Below are 17,215 nucleotides of genomic sequence, written 5' to 3'. Positions count from 1 at the left end.
GGCATCGGCAACGACATTATCAATGTCGGCGGCAGGGCGACGATCACCGGCGGCGAGGGAGCCGATACGTTCCAACTTGCAAATCCCGCTCTGCCTGTCACCATCACCGACTTCAACGCCGCCGAAGGCGACACGATCGACTACAGCGGCTTCTTCGGCTACTTGCAGAACTACGACGGCTCCAACCCCTTCGGCAGCAGCGGCTACCTCCACTTCGAGCAGTCGGGCGCCGATGTCGTCCTCAAGTTCGATACTGACGGTGCGGCGGGGGCCGGAAGCGCCACCACCGCGCTCACCCTGCTCGACACCGACCTCGCCGACATCACAGCCGCAAGCCTCACGCCCAACTTCGATCCGGCGATCATCTGATCATGCCGGAGCATGCCGCACCCTCTGAGCTGCGTAGGAGCCTAATCAACTGTCGAGGCGCGCTGGCTGCCATCGGCCTGCTTAGCGGCGGCAGCAGCATCCTGGCGCTGACCGGTTCGCTTTACATGCTTGCGGTTTACGACCGCGTCATCCCGAGCGGAAGCGTGCCGACGCTGATCGCTATCAGCCTGATCGCCCTCGCCCTTTATGGCATGCAGGCCGGGCTGGACGTCGTCCGCGGCCGCGTGCTTACCCGGCTGGGGTTGGTCATCAAGGAAGCGTTCAGCTCTCGCACCTACGACGTCATTGTCCGGAACGCGGCTGCCGGAAAGCCACAGGCGGGCTCCGCCGTCCGCGATCTTGATCAGGTGCAGGGTTTTCTGTCTTCCCCGGCGCCCGCCGCCCTGTTCGATCTGCCGTGGATCCCGATCTATCTGGCAATCTGCTTTGCCTTTCACCCCATTATTGGCTGGGTCGTGACAGCGGGGGCGGTCGTGCTCGTTGCGATCACCTTCGCGGGCAATGCGCTCACCAAGACGCCTTCGCTGACGCTGAACGAACTGGCCAACAAGCGGGCCGTGCTGCAAGCTTCGAGCACCGCCAACGCCGAAACGATCCAGGCGCTCGGTATGACGCTTGCCATGTCGGGTGCCTGGAACCGGATAGACGCCGAGATCATCTACACGAGCCGAAAGGTCGCCGATACGGCGACGTTGCTTGGCACGTTGTCACGCGTCTTCAGAACCGCCCTGCAATCTTGCGTCCTGGCATTCGGCGCCTGGCTGGTGATCGAAGGAGAGGCAACCGGCGGCATCATGATCGCTTCGTCGATTCTCTCGTCGCGAGCCCTTTCGCCGATCGAAGTGACCATCGCGCAGTGGAAAAACTTCGTCGCCTCGCGTCAGAGCTGGACGCGCCTGACCGAACTGTTCGAGAAAAGTCCCCCGGCTCCCGCACTCTTCCCTACGGCCGCTCCAGGAAAGGACGTGGCCTGCCAAGGGCTGGCGCTTGCCGCGCCTGCAGGAGGCAGAACCATCCTGCGCGATATTTCCCTCCAGGTCCACGCCGGACAGGGCCTCGGAATTGTCGGCCCAACCGGTTCGGGAAAATCGACGTTGGCAAGAGCGCTTGTCGGCCTGTGGGAACCTGCCGCAGGAGGTGTCTTCTTCGACGGGCTGCCGTCCGTGCGCTGGAGCACGTTGGATAAAGGTCAGTTCGTCGGCTACCTGCCGCAGGCTGTTCCGCTCTTCGAAGGAACCTTGGCGCAAAACATCGGCCGCTTCGATCCGCATGCTAGTCCCGAGATGATCATCAACGCCGCAAAGAGTGCCGGCGTGCATGCCATGATCTCGCAGTTCCCGGATGGCTACGACACGCGGATCGGGCCGGCGGGGGCCGGCCTGTCGGGCGGCCAGACACAGCGGATCGGACTGGCGCGCGCGCTTTATGGCAATCCGTTTCTCCTCGTCCTGGACGAACCGAATTCCAACCTCGACAGTGACGGCGAGGGGGCGCTGCGGACCGCTATCGAGGGCGTGAAGGCTCGCGGAGGCATTGTCATCATTGTTACGCACAGGCCCAGCATTCTCTCCACTGTCGAGCAGGTCCTGGTGCTCGTCGACGGACGGGTAGAGCGTCTGGGCCCGCGCGACGAGGTTCTTGACGCCGTTCATCGCTCATCGCTCAGGGCAATTTCCGGACAGGGCTCCAAATCACACATCGCAGCAGTCGGTGGCGGCCGGTGACCGAGACGGACGCCATCGCCGCGCCGCCCAGGCGCTTGCAGCTTCACCGCTTCCCGTCGGTTGAGCAACGGGCAAAGTGGGTGCATCCGCCCACGCTCGAGGTGGTTCCGGCCCGCTCGACCGCTGCTTTCCGAGGATTGCGGCGTAATATTCTTGCCGGCATCGCAATGGTAGTCATCTTCGGCAGCACGATCGGGACGCTTGTGGCCAAGACGGTGATTGCCGGTGCAGTAATCGCTTCTGGCACGGTGGTGGTCCAGTCGGGCGCCAAGGCGGTTCAGCATCCGAATGGCGGTATCGTGAAAGCGCTGTTCGTCAGCGAAGATGAATTGGTTCGTGCCGGGCAACCGCTCGTGGAGCTTGATACCACACTCGCGCAGGCGCAGCTTGCTTCAGCAGAACTGGGCCTGATGCAACAGCGGGCCCGGCTCGCCCGCCTCCTTGCCGAGCGTGACGGCCTAAAGACGATAGACTTCTCCGATCTGGGGCCTTCCTCTGACCCTCGCATCGCTGCGGTGGCCGAAAGCGAAAGGCGCCAGTTCGCGTTGCGCCTCGAGGACCGCGACGGCAAGCGCGCGCAGCTCAAGGAGCGCATCCAGCAGTCCGCCGAGGAGGTCAAGGGCTATCAGGCCCAGCTCAAGGCAGCCCAATCTCAGATCGAAATCGGCGAGGACGAGGTCGGGCGTCTGCGCTCGCTGTTCAAGAAAAAACTCGTGTCACAGGCCCGCCTGAACGAAGTCGAGCGTGAGCTCAGCCACCAAACGGGAAGCGCCGGTTCTTTTCAATCGGCCATCGCATCAAGCCGTGGCAGGATGGCGGAGCTGGAACTGAGCATTATTCAGGTTGACCAGTCCATGCGCTCCGAGATCACCGATCAGATCGCTTCCGCACAGGAGGCGATCGGGACGCTGACCGAACGGCAGATCGTCGCGAAGACTGCACTTGCCCAAGGCATCATCTACGCGCCCAAGGACGGTCTGGTTCACGAGTTGAGCATCCATACCGTCGGCGGCGTTGTGAAACCGGCGGAGGTTATGATGCTGGTAGTGCCCGGAACAGACATGCTCGTCGGCGATGTTCGGCTTCGACCTAACGATATCGACCAGCTCTATCCGGGGCAGCAGGCGCGGATCACGTTCACGGCCTTCGACCGTGGAACCACCCCATCGATCAAGGGCCTACTAAAGTCCATTTCCCCCGATCTGGAGCAGGATTCGCGGACCGGCGCAATGTTTTATCACGGAACGCTGACTTTCGCGGCCAGTGAGGTGCAGCGACTGAACGGATTGCACCTGTCTCCTGGCATGCCGCTGGAAGTCTTCGTCCATACCGGCGACAGGACTTTGGTCTCATACTTCCTGAAGCCAATTACTGACCAGCTCGATCGAGCTTTTCGGTGACGTGGTTACCGATGGTCTAATTTAGAGCCCTCGGAAATCGGTTACTTAGCGAGGCGCAGCCTTCGTGTTGGCGAGGGCCTTTCGAGTGGTCGATGCGCGCCGTTGTGGCGGACGTTCCCCCGTCGTCCGAACTGATGGACGCCGTGCTGTCGGCGCGTGCCGCGCTTTGGAGGCAGAACCTGCAGGCTGCACGATCTCGTCGTCAAAATGGTGGCGCGCAGCGAGCCGTGCCGGCGCTTCATGGCGATCCCCCGGCATCGACCCGGTGACGGCGCTTTCGTTCATGACGGCGATCGATGATCCCCCTCGCGCTTCCGCCGCTCGCACGATGTCGCGGCCTACTTCCGGTTGACGTCGCGACGGTGGCAGTCGGGCCTCGATCACGAGCCACGTCGCCGTCGCTATGACGACGATCCCGTTTCCTTTTCGGAACGGGCTGTCGAGCCGAGCTACTTCCAGTGCTCCCCACCGCGACCCAAAGGCGCTCGATGCCGAGGTGATATGGTTCAACGCAGCGCAACAAGACGGACAAGGTCGATACGCTGTCACCACCGCATCATGGCCGACTGCCTTCTCGCTCATGGCGAGAAAATATTTCACCTGCAGGGTAACGGCCGAGTCGAAGGCCATGCCAATGCCTGCCGCGGAGTTCAAGACAACGGTCGGTGATCTATCCCAAACTGTCAGCCGGATTTGAGAGCTGGACAGCGGCTCGCGGAGAGGGCGATTGAGCCCCGAGTGTCGAGTGCTTTTGTGACCGTCGCTGAAGTCCTCCGCGACGGGGCATGCTCATGCCGAAGCGAAGGGTGGATCGTGATATCGAGGCAGGTTCGCGATTTACACCCCGCTTCTGTCGGTTAGTGCCTGCTCTCCGGTTTCAGTTTCCACCCCAGATTCACCGGCTTAGAATGACGCTTCAATCGAGGTATTTCGAAATGGTCCGAATTCTGGGGCTGCCTTCTCTCAACGCCCTGGCTGCCTTCGAAGCAGCGGCCCGCCAGATGAGTCTGACCAAGGCTGCCGAGGAACTTAATGTAACTCCTGGGGCGGTTTCGAAACATGTGAGAACGCTTGAGGAAGATCTTGGAGCGCGTCTTTTTCTGCGCCTGCATCGCTCGCTTGAGCTCACTCGAGAGGGTGAGGCGATGGCCATTGCAGTCCGGGAAGGATTCGAACGGGTCTTGGCAACTTATCGCCAGATCAAGATGTCCGGGGGGCAGCCAAGCGTCACCGTGGGAAGCACCATGGCTATGGCTCAGCTTTGGCTCATACCTCGGATGAGTGAATTCTGGGCTGCTCATCAGGACATCGCCGTTGAGCATTTCATCTCGGACCACCCTCGTGGTCTGGATCGGGCTGACATAGACCTGCGCATCCGCTATGGCGCCGGCGAATGGCCCGACGAGGAGGCTGCCAAGCTTTACGATGACATTATTTTCCCCGTCGCAAGTCCGGAATTCGCGAGCAGCCATGCAGTGCAGTCGCTTGAGGATATTGCTGCGCTTCAGCTGTTGTCGGTTGAACGCATAGATTTGACGTGGACAGACTGGCCAGATTTTTTCCGTGAACTCGGCTGCCGCGATCGCCGGCTCAATGCGCGCCGCTGCAACAGTTACGTCATTGCAATGCAATCCGCGCGCAGCGGCCAAGGAGTTGCGCTTGGCTGGGAAAATCTCGTCAGGCCATGGATTGAAACGGGTGACTTGGTGCGACTGACGGATGCGCAAATGAATGCCCCCCATTCGTACTTCGTGACATGGAACTCGCGCCGACCATTGAATCGTCAGACGACTATTTTGCGGGACTGGATGGTGACCCTGCAGGATTGAGGTTGAGTTTATGTCAACCGTAGGGGCCTGTTTATTCGCTTGAACAACGGGTTGCGAAGCATTCTCATTGCAATGAAGAGAATGCAACATGTGGATTTCGGTTTCATTGCGCTCAAGCGAGTTGGGAGCGGTTCACGTTAGCCCTTACGAGGTGTGTCGCCGGACGTGCGTGTGCAGCGCCCCCACCCCCGCGATTCCGGAGAGCATCAGCCTACCCCGTCCAGCGATCAATTGAGCCAAACAAAACCCAAAAAGGGAGGAGAAACATGAGGTATTTCAAGAGCAATGGAAATCGTGTGCCGACTGCTATCGAAGAGATGGCCAAGGAAGCTCGGAAAGGTCGGATGGATCGCCGCGAGTTCCTGGCGCTGGCGAGTGTCTTTGGCGCATCGACGGCTTTCGCCTATGGCATGCTCGGCCTTGGCGTGCCGACCGAGGCGCTGGCCGAGGAGCCGAGAAAGGGTGGGACGCTGCATGTCTCGATGGCGATCAAGGGCCAGAAGGACCCGCGCACCTATGACTGGCCGGAGATGGGAAACATCAGCCGCAACTGGCTGGAACAGCTTGTCCGCTACACGCGCAAGTATACTTTCGAGCCGGTCTTGCTCGAGAGTTGGGACGTTAATGATGACGCGACCGAGTACACGCTGCACGTCAGAAAGAGCGTCACCTGGAACAATGGCGATGCCTTCAACGCCGATGATGTCGTCTACAATCTGACGCGCTGGTGCGATAAGGGCGTCGAAGGCAATTCGATGTCTGGACGTGTCGCTGGGCTTGTCGACACCAAGACTGGCAAGGCCAGGGATGGCGCGATCACCAAGGTCGACGACAACACGGTTAAGCTCAAGCTTAGCCAGCCTGACATCGCGTTGATACCGAACTTCGCTGACTATCCGGCGCTGATCGTGCACCGCAACTTCGACAAGGATGGTGCCGATCCGATCAAGAAGCCGATCGGAACCGGGCCGTTCGAACTGGTTTCCTTCGACGTCGGTTCGAAGGCAGTCGTCAAGCGTCGCGAGAACGGCAAATGGTGGGGTGGCGAGGCGCCGCTCGACGGCGTCGAGTTCATTGACTACGGCGCCGAATTCAACGCCTCGGTGAGTGCGTTCGATTCCGGCGAGATCGACTTGGTCTACCAAACGCCTGCCGATTTCACCGAGGTTCTCGATAAGATGGGACTCGTGAAATCAGAGATCGATACAGCCACGACCTTGGTTGCTCGCACCAATGTCGGCAAGAAACCTTATGACGACAAGCGTGTTCGGAACGCCCTACAAATGGCGGTGGACAACAACGTTGTGCTTCAATTGGGTTATAATGGTCGCGGCACGGTCGGCGAAAACCACCATGTCAGCCCGATCCACCCGGAATACTATGCGCTGCCCAAGCAAAAGCGCGACGCGGCCGGCGCCAAGAAACTAATGGCGGAAGCCGGGCAGGCCGCTTTCGAGCACGAGCTAATCACGCTTGATGAAGACTGGCAAAAGAATACGGGCGACGCGATAGCCGCACAACTCCGCGAAGCCGGCATCAAGGTTAAGCGTACCGTGTTGCCCGGTTCCACCTTCTGGAACGACTGGACGAAGTACCCGTACTCGATGACGATCTGGCTTATGCGCCCGCTAGGCGTTCAGGTCTTGGCCCTGGCTTATCGAACAGGAGAGGCTTGGAACGAGACGGGTTACTCCAATCCGGATTTCGACGCCAAGCTCAAACAGGCGCTTTCAGTGATCGACGTCGACAAGCGCAAGGAGGTCATGAAGGACCTGGAGCAGATCATCCAGGACTCCGGCGTGATCATCCAGCCCTATTGGCAGAAGCTCTACTGCCACATGAACAAGAAGGTCCAGAACTACGGGATGCATCCAACATTCGAAATGGATTTGCAGAGCGTTTGGCTGGCGGCCTGACATTCTCCCTAGGCTCGCCAGGATTTGGTCGGCGCTCGTTCGGAGTGCCGACCTTCTTTTAATTGAGCATGAGATACGACATGTCCGACGACGAGATCATCCTTTCCGAGCTTTCCGACGACGAGCTCGTGCAGCAGATGCACGACGATCTTTATGATGGGCTGAAGGAAGAGATCGAGGAAGGCACGCGAATCCTGCTCGAGCGCGGCTGGGCGCCCTACAAGGTGCTGACCGAGGCGCTGGTCGAAGGCATGCGCATCGTCGGCGAGGATTTCCGCGACGGCATCCTGTTCGTGCCGGAAGTGCTGCTCTCGGCCAACGCCATGAAGGCCGGCATGTTCATCCTGCGTCCGCTGCTCGCCGCCACCGGCGCGCCGAAGCAGGGCAAGATGGTGATCGGCACCGTCAAGGGCGACATCCACGACATCGGCAAGAACCTCGTCGGCATGATGATGGAAGGTGCCGGCTTCGATGTCATCGATCTCGGCATCAACAACGCCGTCGAGAAGTACCTGGACGCGATCGAGCAGCACCAGCCTGACATCATCGGCATGTCGGCGCTGCTCACCACCACCATGCCCTATATGAAGGTCGTCATCGATACGATGAAGGAAAAGGGCATCCGCGACGACTATGTCGTGCTGGTCGGCGGCGCGCCGCTCAACGAGGAATTCGGCAAGGCCGTCGGCGCCGATGCCTATTGCCGCGATGCCGCGGTGGCCGTCGAGACCGCCAAGGACTACATGAAGCGCAAGCACAACGTTCGCGCTGTCTAGACGGGACACATCTGGAATGGGTCTTGGAAATGAACACGCATCGACTTCGGTTACCACCGACATCCCAGGTACCATGAAGGGTGTACTTCTCGTCGGGCACGGGGGTTTTGAAAAACTCGAATACCGCGACGATCTCCCGGTACCGAAGCCCAACACCGGCGAAGTGCTGATCCGTGTGGCAGCCGCAGGCGTGAATAATACCGACATTAACACCCGTATCGGTTGGTATTCGAAAGGCGTCACGACGGGCACGGAAGGAGGCGCTGCAAAGGGATTTGAGGCTGCGCACGACGACGATGCAAGCTGGTCGGGTGTGCCATTGGTCTTCCCGCGCATCCAAGGTGCCGACTGCTGCGGTCGCATTGTGGCTGTCGGAGATGGGGTCGATATCGGAAGGGTTGGCGAACGCGTAATCGTTCGCAATATGCTCCGCTCATATGTCGATTATCGAGCCTTCGAGTGCTGGACCTTCGGCTCCGAGTGCGACGGCGCGTTCGCCCAATTTGCCAAGGCACCGTCGCGCGAGACCTACAAGGTCGAATGCGTATGGAGCGACATCGAACTTGCATCTGTGCCCTGCGCCTATTCCACCGCTGAAGGCATGATACATCGCGCCGGAGTTCGGGCAGGCGAGCATGTCGTAGTCACCGGCGCGTCAGGCGGGGTCGGTTCCGCTGCGATCCAACTCGCAAAGCGGCGCGGAGCTTTCGTGACAGCCATCGCCGGTCGCGACAAGGCTCCGCAGATGGAGGCACTAGGCGCCGATCAAGTCGTGCCACGGGGAGAAAGCCTTCTAAGAAGGCTCGGAAAGGAGTCGGTCGATATCGCGATCGATGTCGCGGCCGGTCCATCCTTCCCTGAATTGCTGGATGTTCTGAAAAAAGGCGGGCGATACGCGGTCGCTGGTGCCATCGCTGGCCCTATAGTCGAGCTCGATGTCCGGACGCTCTATCTCAAGGATCTCACCTTTTTCGGCTGTACGTTCCAGGACGACATCGTCTTCGAAAACCTCGTTTCGTACATCGAACGTGGCGAGATTCGGCCCGTCATCGGCAAAACCTATCCGTTGAGCCGGATTGTTGAGGCTCAGAAGGATTTCCTCTCCAAGAGCATCGCTGGAAAACTCGTGCTCACCATCCCCTAGCCTCGAGATTGAAGATGACGGATTTGAAGATCAAACGGATCGATGTCTTTCAGGTCGATTTGCCTTACTCCGGCGGCGTGTATCTGTTGTCAGGCGGAAGAGAATACCGGAGTTTCGACGCGACAATCGTTCGCGTCACCACTGACAATGGGCTTGAAGGTTGGGGCGAAAGCACGCCATTCGGGTCAACCTGGATTGCTTCCCATGCCCTAGGCGTGCGATCCGGTCTCGCCGAAATCGCACCCCGTCTGATCGGCCTCGATCCCAGGCGGGTCGACCGTATCAACGATGCCATGGACGGAGCGCTGGTCGGCCATTTGCACGCCAAGACCGCGATCGACGTCGCGTGTTGGGATGTATTTGGCAAATCCGTAGGGCTGCCCGTATGCGATCTCTTGGGCGGCCACACCAATCTAAACATGCCCGTGATTTCCTCGATCTACATGGGCGATCCTGAAGACATGCGCAGGCGTGTCGCGGAACACCGTGCACAGGGCTACATTGCCCATTCAGTCAAGATCGGAGACGATCCGGCGCTTGACGCTTCCCGCATCACGGCTTCCCTCGCCGACAAGAAGCCTGGCGAATTCTTCATCGTCGACGCGAATGGCGGAATGACTGTGGAGACCGGGCTTCGCATGCTCAGGCTGCTGCCAGCCGGGCTCGATTTCGTACTCGAGGCCCCATGCGCGACATGGCGGGAATGCGTTTCGCTGCGGCGCCGTACTGATGTTCCGATCATCTTCGACGAACTCGCGACCGATGACGCATCCCTCGCTGGGCTCGTCGCTGACGATGCGGCAGAAGGAATCGGGCTCAAGATCTCAAAGAACGGAGGTCTCACCAGAGGCCGTCGCCACCGCGATATTTGTGTGGCGGCAGGTTACACCATCAGCGTCCAGGAGACCACGGGCTCCGATATCGCATTTGCCGCGATCGTGCATCTCGGCCAAACTGTTCCCGAGAAGAACCTCAGATGCTTGCTCGAGTGCAGGGACATGGTGACACTTAAGACGGCTGACGGTGCTTTCGACGTTCAGGATGGCCGAGTTACCGCCCCGACCACCCCCGGCCTCGGAGTGATCCCGCGGCTCGATACGCTGGGCGAGCCTGTCGCTAGTTATTCCTAGCAACTGGCTGGGCTGGGTGTGTCGATCGATTGAGTCGGGCCGCGTAAAACGCGGTCAATCTGCTATCGGGATCCGAGAGATCGTGAGTGTACATAAACGCAGCCCAGCACGTCGAGTGAGATCTATTCCGGCTTGAAGAGGTCAGGCTTGTCGAGCGGGCTCGTGACGGTGCCTTTGCCATGCGATTTCAGCATTCTTTCACACGTTTTTCAGGACGACAGCAGCAGACCCGGGCATTCTCGCTCCAATCGGTCCGACCATCCGGATGAGAGGTTTCATGATGTCCATGCCACGAACGCAATCGGGACTTCTCCCGGGCTTGATTGCACTGGCTCTCTCCTTTTTCGCAGCGTTCGCCGCGAAGGCTGAGGATCCGGATCGGGTCGATGCCGCCATCGTCTTGGCGGTGGATACGTCCGCGTCGATCGACCGGGAACAGGCGGACCTGCAGCGCTGTGGTCATGTCGAGGCGTTGCGCTCGCGTGAAGTGCAGTCGGCGATCCGCCGGGGTGCTGTTGGCTGCATCGCCATCGCCTATGTCGAATGGTCGAGTGTCGGACAACTGCGGACAGTGATGCCCTGGAAGCGGATATGCGGGCGCGACGACGCCCTGGAGGCGGCCGCCTTCATCTCCGGGCATGGGGATACGGCCTTGGGGCTGCATGTACGTGGAAGAACCTCCCTGTCCTATGCAATCGAGGCCAGCAGCTTGATGCTGGACAATTTTCCCGGGCAGGCCGACAGCAAGATCGTGGACATTTCGGCGAACGGGACCAACAATGATGGACTTTCCGTCGCACAGGCGCGAGCAAGGGTCCTGGAGAAGGGCCATGTGATTAATGCTATCGCCGTCTCGCGGACCGAGCCCGGCGTCACGGACGATCTCTGGACCTACTTTCATGACAACGTCATCGGCGGTCCGGGCTCGTTCGCTATCGCACCCCGCGAGCCTGCGGACTACGTCAAGGCACTGAAGCGCAAGCTCCTACTTGAAATCAGCAGGGCGGAATCGGACGCTCCTGGTGATGGGAGGCAGGCGACCTTTGCCGCCAATGCGGCAAACGCGAACATCCGGTCGACTTTATTAGAGACCATCAGAGTTTCTCGACCGCCAGCAATACAAGATATGGCCCTATCTTCGCCATCGGAGACGACCTTCCACACAGATCGCAATGGAAATGCTGCTGTTTTCCGACCAAGTACGGCGCTTTCAGCTTTCTAATCGGAACGACTAGGTGCAGGCTCCTCCCTCAGTTGGTGCCGTCGGGGCGGGTCGCCGCGAAGCGGGGCGCCCAGCAACTCGATTTGCGGTCGACCATGCAAGGCAATGGGCCGCGGGCCCGGTCGAGAGCGGCGGAAAGCAACACCTTGCCAACGCCTTTGCCTCGTGCGAACTGCTTGGTGACCTCAGAGATCTCTATCGCTCAAGTGCCCAACGCACCAAATTGCAATCGCTCCGCGTCGGGCGAGGTAAAGCCCCGCCTGCGGCCGGGTGAATTTGCGCATCTGGGCGTTGGCGTGGTCGGAATGAACATATCGACAGAATACCCGTCGACGGAAGCCCGATCGCATCGCATTGCGCGACATCCCAAAGTCCCATTTCGGTGATCAACTGGGCCTGACGAAAGTCGTCCGGGGTCCGCGCTTTACGTTTTGCATCCCGCCTCTATCAGGCCAGCGCTCGTTTTATCGCGCCCGCTGGGATTCTCCCACGCCATGAAATGTCCTGCATCAGGAACGATATACCCAGATGGTGGATCACCGCGCTATTGTCCGAGCATGAAGGGCAACCGTGTACCCGAAATCCGACGGACGGGCGCTTAAGCCAAGTAGATCAACCAGCAGCAGTCTGGGTCCTGCCAGAGCTGGGCTGGTGTCAACGGACGCGTAGTCGCAGGCGACGCGCAGCCAAGACCATGAATGAAGATCAAAGGTGGGTCACCTGCAGATATGGCATGATATCTGAGGTTCGCCTGCTCTGGTTTCGTCGTGCGCCGGGATCAGCACAGAGGCGGCGGCCGCAATCGCGCGTTTCACGTCCTGTTCCCCGGTGCGCCAGTTGACCACGCTGACACGCATGGCGCGGCGCCCGAGCCATGTCGTACCGGAGAAGAAGGCTTCGCCGGTCGCGTTGATCCTTTGAATTGTTTCATCGGTAAAGGCATCGTCTTGCTCCGGCGACGCCCCCGGCTGGCCGAACCTCAGGAGCCCTTGATTGAGCGTTGGCCTCGCTAGGATCTCGGCGCCTGGCAGTTCACCAAGGCCCTCGACGATTTCGGTGCAACATTTGCAGCAGCGGTCAACCAGGTTTTCAACGCCGCGCCGGCCGAGTTCCATCAGCGCCGCATAGACCGGTATGCCCCGGGCGCGGCGCGAATACTCTGGATTCCAGTCAATCTGATCGCGTGCGTTCATCGCTGGAGCGACATAGGAGGCGCTCGATGCCATGGCCGACCGGTGAGCCCATCGGTCCCTGACGATCGCAATGCCGCAATCGAAAGGCACGTTCAGCCATTTGTGGGCATCGGTTGCCCAACTGTCCGCGAGCTCGACACCGTTCAGCAAGGCTCGATATTTCCTACTTGCCCGCGCAAACAGGCCGAACGCACCGTCCACGTGCACCCAGGCACCAGCCGCATGAGCGATCGGAATTAGTTCTTCGAACGCATCGAACGCGCCGACATTGAGGTCTGCGGCGCTGAGCACCACAATTACGGGTCCACCGCCACGCGCCAGTTCACGCTCGAGACTGTCCGCTTGGATGCGTCCCAGGTCATCTGTTGTGAGTTCCCGGATCGAACTAACCCCAATCCCGAGGAAACGGAGAGCCCGGTCGATCGTGACATGGCGATGGCTGCCTGTCAGAACACGTATCCGGGGCGCGCCAAACAAACCGTCTTCCTCGGCGCTCCAGTTTACGCGCCGGAGCAATGCACCACGAGCGGCTGCGAGCCCGGTCACATGAGCCATCTGACAGCCACTGGTGAAGCCAAAAGACGCCTCGCTGGGTAGCTCGAGCAGATCTTTGATCCATTCTCCGGCCGTCTCCTCGATCACGAAGGCCGCTGGCGAGGCCGAATACAGTGCGGCATTCTGATCCCATGCCGAAACCATCCAGTCGGCTGCCAGCGCCGACTCCAGGCCCCCGCTGCACACCCAGGCAAAGAACCGCCCGCCCGCGCTGCCATGCATGCCGCTCTTTGCGTCCTCGATAAGTTTCTTGACGACTTCAGCAGGAGGGGTGCTTTCATCCGGAAGCGGCATCGAGAAGGATCGCCGCAAGTCCGACAAACTGGCCGAGGCAGCGACAGCGCGGTCGGCAAGGCCTTCGATCCATTCATTCGCGCCACGCCATGCCAGCTCCAGTGCGTTCGTCATGGTGCTTTTATCCCCCTGAAATCCGCGAAGCCCCGCCGTCGGCACGGCTCGAGCTGCGTGGACGTACTTGCCCGACAAACGTCTCCACACCTATCGTCAGAAGGAATTTGCGCCGGACTGGCGCAGACGTCCTGAAAGGATTCTGAAGGACTTCTGAAATCGCGCGTATCAGGACAACCGCGAAGAGCGCCGGTCGCCCATATCTCAACGGGCCTGGTGCCGATCCAGAACGAGATCGGCAGCGTGCGTGTAAACTGCTATGTTGCCCGGGAATTCAGGCTATTCTCATCTATAAATCCTGGCGGAGGGGGCTTTGCAGGAAAAGAGAGATGATATCTATGAGGTGAATGGGTGCCGTCTCGACATACGTCGCGGCGTGATCGAACGGGATGGTCGCCATCTGCGGATCAGGCCCAAGACTTTTGCGATGCTATCGTATCTGGCAAGAAATCCGGACCGGGTCGTCGCAAAGGATGAGCTGATCGAAGCCATTTGGGGGAAGCTGACGGTTACCGACGACGCCTTGACGCAGACCGTCAAGGACATACGCCGGGTCATTGACGACAAGGCGGCGAATGTCGTGCGGACCGTCCCGAGGCGTGGCTACCTGCTGGACAGAACAACCTCCTTCGACGGGGCTGGGTGGTATGCTGGAAGACCGCTCCGACATGCATTCGAGATCCTCGTCGAAGAAAGCAAATCAGCGGTGCCTCTTGCGGACGGTTGGGAAGGGCCGAAAACTTCGGCGCTAGGTCAGGCGAGGCCAGTTCGCCTCTCGGGCCGCGACAGGCCGGCGATCGCCGTGCTGCCGTTCGTGCTCGATAATGTTGCGTCCCAGCGGCTCCATCTTTTGAAGGACGGGCTGCTGCGGGATATCGTCCGCGACCTTGCCCGCTTGCGAACGCTCTTCGTCATAGCGGCGAATTCGCTGCAGGCCCTGTCAAACGCAGCACTCGGCGACCTCCAAGCTGGGGCAGTCCTTCGCTGCGACTACGTCTGCGCTGGGACCATCGCCGTCGATGGTCCGACGCTTCGGCTCGACATCGAACTGATCGCGGTCGACGGCGGCCACGTCCTTCTTTCTGAGACATTCGCAAAGCCGCTCGCGTTGGCTTCGACGTTCGGACAGTCCCTCGCAAGCGAGATCGCCATGCTGGTCGCCGACGAAGTCGATCTTGCGGAACGCAATCTTGCGGTCCGGCGACCGCTTTGCGAACTCGACGCCTGGCATGCCTATCATCGCGGCCTGTGGCACCTGCACAGGTTCACCAGCATCGATAATGCAGTTGCCGAGAATTTCTTCAAGGTGGCGATCGATCGCGATCCGGGTTTTGCGCGTCCTTACGCGGGGCTCTCGTTCACGCATTGGTCGAAGGCGTATCTGTTCGATCCGTCCCGCTTGTCGGAGGAGGGCCGACTCGCCCATGATTTTGCCGCCCGTGCCGTGGCGGTCGATCCGTGCGATCCTGCGGCACATGGCGCGCTCGGACAGGCGCTCTGGATCACCGGCGCGCATGACGAAGCCGTTGAGGCTCTGGAACGCGCGACGGTTCTCAGTCCTTCCTATGCGTTTGGGCATTTTTTAAGAGCCGTCGTCGAAGCGCTCTCCGGGGATGCGAAAATGGGCATCGAGGCCAGCGATCTTGCGCGGGCATTGTCGCCGTTCGACCCCCACACCGCCGCCAACCAGGGAACCCGCGCGGTGGCCCTGCTACGGCTTGGGAGGAACGAGGAGGCGGCTGCGTGGGCCGCGCGCGCCGCGCGCCATCCCAACGCCGACACGCGTGTGAGGTGGGTCGCCGTCCTGGCTCTGACTGCAGCGGGCCGCACCGATGAGGCTAGTTCATTGGTGCAGCGGATCAATAAGGAAAACTCGGAGAACGGTAGCGAATTGTTCATTCGAACCAGCAGGATGCGGCGTGAGGACGAGGAGATGCTGCGCGATCTGAGCAGGCGAAGCGGCTTGCTGTGAGGGAGGCATTCAAAATGCGGGTGCGGGCGCGGGCGACCGCAAAAAGATGTCGCCTGGAAACCAGATGTGCTTCATGTCCGTGCTCGACGATACAAATCAATCCACCAGCGTCGTCCAGGAGGACGCACCAAGCATTCGCCACGCCTATTGTGGTAACAAGCTACGCCGGAAGTTGGACATAGATATACTAGCTGGCCGCGGAACTCGGACCGAGCATTCCGTGCATCTCGAATGTGTCCCTTGCACTCGATTGTTGTACGTTGTGCGCCCAACTCAGCAATCAATATCCTAACCTTCGCCGTCCTGCCTGATAGCCAGTGGTCGAACCTGGCCAGACCGTTTGGAGACAGATTGCCCCGGTCTGGTGCTGCCGTCCTGAAAAGGAAGTGAAAGAGTACTGAAAATTCGCGGGCGTGCAGGATCTTCTGCAACGGTCATGCCTAGGAAAGGGACCTGCGACGCGACGAAGCACTGGTTCTCGGTCGCCCATAGATCGAACTGGCCTCAACCCAAGCGGACCGATTTGACGGCGCGTCCTACCGTTTGCCCGTTTCCTGCCAAGACACGGCTAAAATTTCAGCCAGATTTCATGGAAATTTCCTGGAACAGTCCGGACATTTCGTCAGCCGAATGCGAGCCTTGTTCACACCTCGGTACGAGCGGAGGCAGCAATGGCAATCCCGGCGATGAAAGCGATCCATGCTATATTTCGTATTCTGAAACGATTGATCGCTAAGAACAAAAACCATGAACCGGAGATAGAGAACCGCATAGAGAACGAAGAGTTTTTGCGGGTGCTTGCTACGCTATGCGATGAGCAACTGATCGATGTTGGCATCTGCCGCCAGCCACGTCCCAGGATTTATCTGCCCCGCTACCCCCATTCTGTGGCGCTACCCAAGTCCGATTATTATCGCCGGGAACCGCCAAGACACTAATCGTTGTCGTTGGTCTGCGATCAGCATTAGATACTCAGACCATTCAGTTTGAACGATTGAGACGGTTGCCGCAAGGGGTGTGGGTCGGCCCGCGGGTAATGCTGCGGCTGGGATCCGCAGCATTTCGCTGGTGGATCGGCGCTATGTCAACATATTTTGCTGCAACGGGCCAGGCAGACCGATGCGGAAGGCTAGTCGGTATTTGCCGCGAACTGTTTCGCGAAACCGACAAGCGCCGACACGGTGCCTCGCAATCTCGCCCGCTTGGTGGGAACACTTCGCTGATCTGACCCGTTGTGCGCCCGTTGGGGAAGTTCGCTTGCCTCGGTGGTGCCGGTCGGACTATAGTCCAGTTTTGCTGCACTGCCCGCCTTGATCGACAGACCAGCACATGCGTTGGCGATGACCTTTGGTTTCTTTTCGTGCGCAATGGCGACACTTGACGCGGCAAGGATTATTGCGGCGCAAAGAATAGCAGTATTCATTGCAACCCACTTTTTAGTGAAAGCTAAAGTGAACGTCACGTTAACAAACTGTCAACACGGGGTGTCCTCACGACAACAAAGTCGACCGCCAGTGTCCTTCCGGCGCGAAAGCCCTGTTCAGAAATGTTCCATC

The 17,215-nt window shown here is 59.7% G+C and carries 13 protein-coding genes and 1 pseudogene; 12 read left to right on the top strand and 2 right to left on the bottom strand.

All coding sequences use genetic code 11. The annotated features are described in order from the left end of the window. The 10 genes and pseudogenes from FJ957_RS30055 to FJ957_RS30010 all read left to right on the top strand — a co-directional run. The coding region (locus tag FJ957_RS30055; protein WP_140836696.1) for a type I secretion C-terminal target domain-containing protein at positions 1-369 on the top strand (369 nt) is incomplete at its 5' end. Positions 370-371: 2 nt separating this feature from the next. Next, positions 372-2,114, top strand: a complete 1,743-nt coding sequence (locus FJ957_RS30050; RefSeq protein ID WP_140836694.1) for a type I secretion system permease/ATPase — start codon at positions 372-374, stop codon at positions 2,112-2,114. Continuing rightward, entirely contained in the window at positions 2,111-3,514 is a 1,404-nt protein-coding gene (locus FJ957_RS30045; protein ID WP_140836692.1) for an HlyD family type I secretion periplasmic adaptor subunit, read from the top strand. The genes FJ957_RS30050 and FJ957_RS30045 overlap by 4 nt, the downstream gene beginning before the upstream one ends. A gap of 122 nt (positions 3,515-3,636) precedes the next feature. Continuing rightward, a pseudogene (locus FJ957_RS32390) lies at positions 3,637-3,907 on the top strand (transposase); the annotation flags it as partial. Between the two features lie 542 nt (positions 3,908-4,449). After that, positions 4,450-5,343, top strand: coding sequence for a LysR substrate-binding domain-containing protein (locus tag FJ957_RS30035; RefSeq protein ID WP_181180771.1), 894 nt, complete (start codon positions 4,450-4,452; stop codon positions 5,341-5,343). 266 nt (positions 5,344-5,609) lie between these two features. After that, positions 5,610-7,259 carry an ABC transporter substrate-binding protein gene (locus tag FJ957_RS30030; protein ID WP_140836685.1) on the top strand — a complete coding sequence of 550 codons (1,650 nt, stop codon included), beginning with the start codon at positions 5,610-5,612 and terminating at the stop codon, positions 7,257-7,259. Between the two features lie 80 nt (positions 7,260-7,339). Next, positions 7,340-8,035 (top strand): B12-binding domain-containing protein, encoded by a 696-nt coding sequence (locus tag FJ957_RS30025; protein ID WP_140836682.1) that lies wholly within the window; start codon positions 7,340-7,342, stop codon positions 8,033-8,035. Between the two features lie 16 nt (positions 8,036-8,051). Beyond that, on the top strand, positions 8,052-9,179 hold the full coding sequence (locus FJ957_RS30020) for an alcohol dehydrogenase family protein (RefSeq protein WP_246686005.1): 1,128 nt from the start codon (positions 8,052-8,054) through the stop codon (positions 9,177-9,179). 14 nt (positions 9,180-9,193) lie between these two features. Further along, the gene (locus tag FJ957_RS30015; protein WP_140836680.1) at positions 9,194-10,309 is read left to right on the top strand and encodes a mandelate racemase/muconate lactonizing enzyme family protein; all 1,116 of its coding nucleotides are present in this window, start codon (positions 9,194-9,196) and stop codon (positions 10,307-10,309) included. 277 nt (positions 10,310-10,586) lie between these two features. Further along, complete coding sequence (locus tag FJ957_RS30010) at positions 10,587-11,531, top strand: DUF1194 domain-containing protein (protein ID WP_140836678.1); 945 nt, start codon at positions 10,587-10,589, stop codon at positions 11,529-11,531. Positions 11,532-12,247: 716 nt separating this feature from the next. On the opposite strand, the gene FJ957_RS30005 is transcribed toward FJ957_RS30010, so the two are convergent. Beyond that, positions 12,248-13,687, bottom strand: coding sequence for a pyridoxal-dependent decarboxylase (locus FJ957_RS30005; protein WP_140836676.1), 1,440 nt, complete (start codon positions 13,685-13,687; stop codon positions 12,248-12,250). Positions 13,688-14,000: 313 nt separating this feature from the next. On the opposite strand from FJ957_RS30005, the gene FJ957_RS30000 reads away from it, so the two are divergent. Together FJ957_RS30000 and FJ957_RS29995 are read left to right on the top strand one after the other, a co-directional pair. Continuing rightward, the gene (locus tag FJ957_RS30000) at positions 14,001-15,659 is read left to right on the top strand and encodes a winged helix-turn-helix domain-containing protein (protein WP_140836674.1); all 1,659 of its coding nucleotides are present in this window, start codon (positions 14,001-14,003) and stop codon (positions 15,657-15,659) included. Positions 15,660-16,330: 671 nt separating this feature from the next. After that, positions 16,331-16,597: a hypothetical protein gene (locus FJ957_RS29995; RefSeq protein WP_140836669.1), complete on the top strand. Its 267-nt coding sequence runs from the start codon at positions 16,331-16,333 to the stop codon at positions 16,595-16,597. Between the two features lie 191 nt (positions 16,598-16,788). Here the strand turns inward: FJ957_RS29995 and FJ957_RS29990 are convergent, their stop codons facing one another. Next, positions 16,789-17,082 (bottom strand): hypothetical protein, encoded by a 294-nt coding sequence (locus FJ957_RS29990; protein WP_140836663.1) that lies wholly within the window; start codon positions 17,080-17,082, stop codon positions 16,789-16,791. Positions 17,083-17,215: the final 133 nt, after the last annotated feature.

This window comes from Mesorhizobium sp. B2-4-6, from assembly GCF_006442775.1.
Lineage (GTDB): Bacteria > Pseudomonadota > Alphaproteobacteria > Rhizobiales > Rhizobiaceae > Mesorhizobium.
The sequence above is the reverse complement of the archived record's forward strand: the minus strand, read 5'-3'. Positions and strand labels throughout refer to the sequence as shown.

What these genes read in the sequence shown, in the direction of transcription:
- FJ957_RS30050 (WP_140836694.1), top strand. Translation starts at nt 372, where the DNA reads ATGCCGGAGCATGCCGCACCCTCTGAGCTGCGTAGGAGCCTAATCAAC.
- FJ957_RS30035 (WP_181180771.1), top strand. Translation starts at nt 4,450, where the DNA reads ATGGTCCGAATTCTGGGGCTGCCTTCTCTCAACGCCCTGGCTGCCTTC.
- FJ957_RS30030 (WP_140836685.1), top strand. Translation starts at nt 5,610, where the DNA reads ATGAGGTATTTCAAGAGCAATGGAAATCGTGTGCCGACTGCTATCGAA.
- FJ957_RS30025 (WP_140836682.1), top strand. Translation starts at nt 7,340, where the DNA reads ATGTCCGACGACGAGATCATCCTTTCCGAGCTTTCCGACGACGAGCTC.
- FJ957_RS30020 (WP_246686005.1), top strand. Translation starts at nt 8,052, where the DNA reads ATGGGTCTTGGAAATGAACACGCATCGACTTCGGTTACCACCGACATC.
- FJ957_RS30015 (WP_140836680.1), top strand. Translation starts at nt 9,194, where the DNA reads ATGACGGATTTGAAGATCAAACGGATCGATGTCTTTCAGGTCGATTTG.
- FJ957_RS30010 (WP_140836678.1), top strand. Translation starts at nt 10,587, where the DNA reads ATGATGTCCATGCCACGAACGCAATCGGGACTTCTCCCGGGCTTGATT.
- FJ957_RS30005 (WP_140836676.1), bottom strand. Translation starts at nt 13,687, where the DNA reads ATGACGAACGCACTGGAGCTGGCATGGCGTGGCGCGAATGAATGGATC.
- FJ957_RS29995 (WP_140836669.1), top strand. Translation starts at nt 16,331, where the DNA reads ATGGCAATCCCGGCGATGAAAGCGATCCATGCTATATTTCGTATTCTG.
- FJ957_RS29990 (WP_140836663.1), bottom strand. Translation starts at nt 17,082, where the DNA reads ATGAATACTGCTATTCTTTGCGCCGCAATAATCCTTGCCGCGTCAAGT.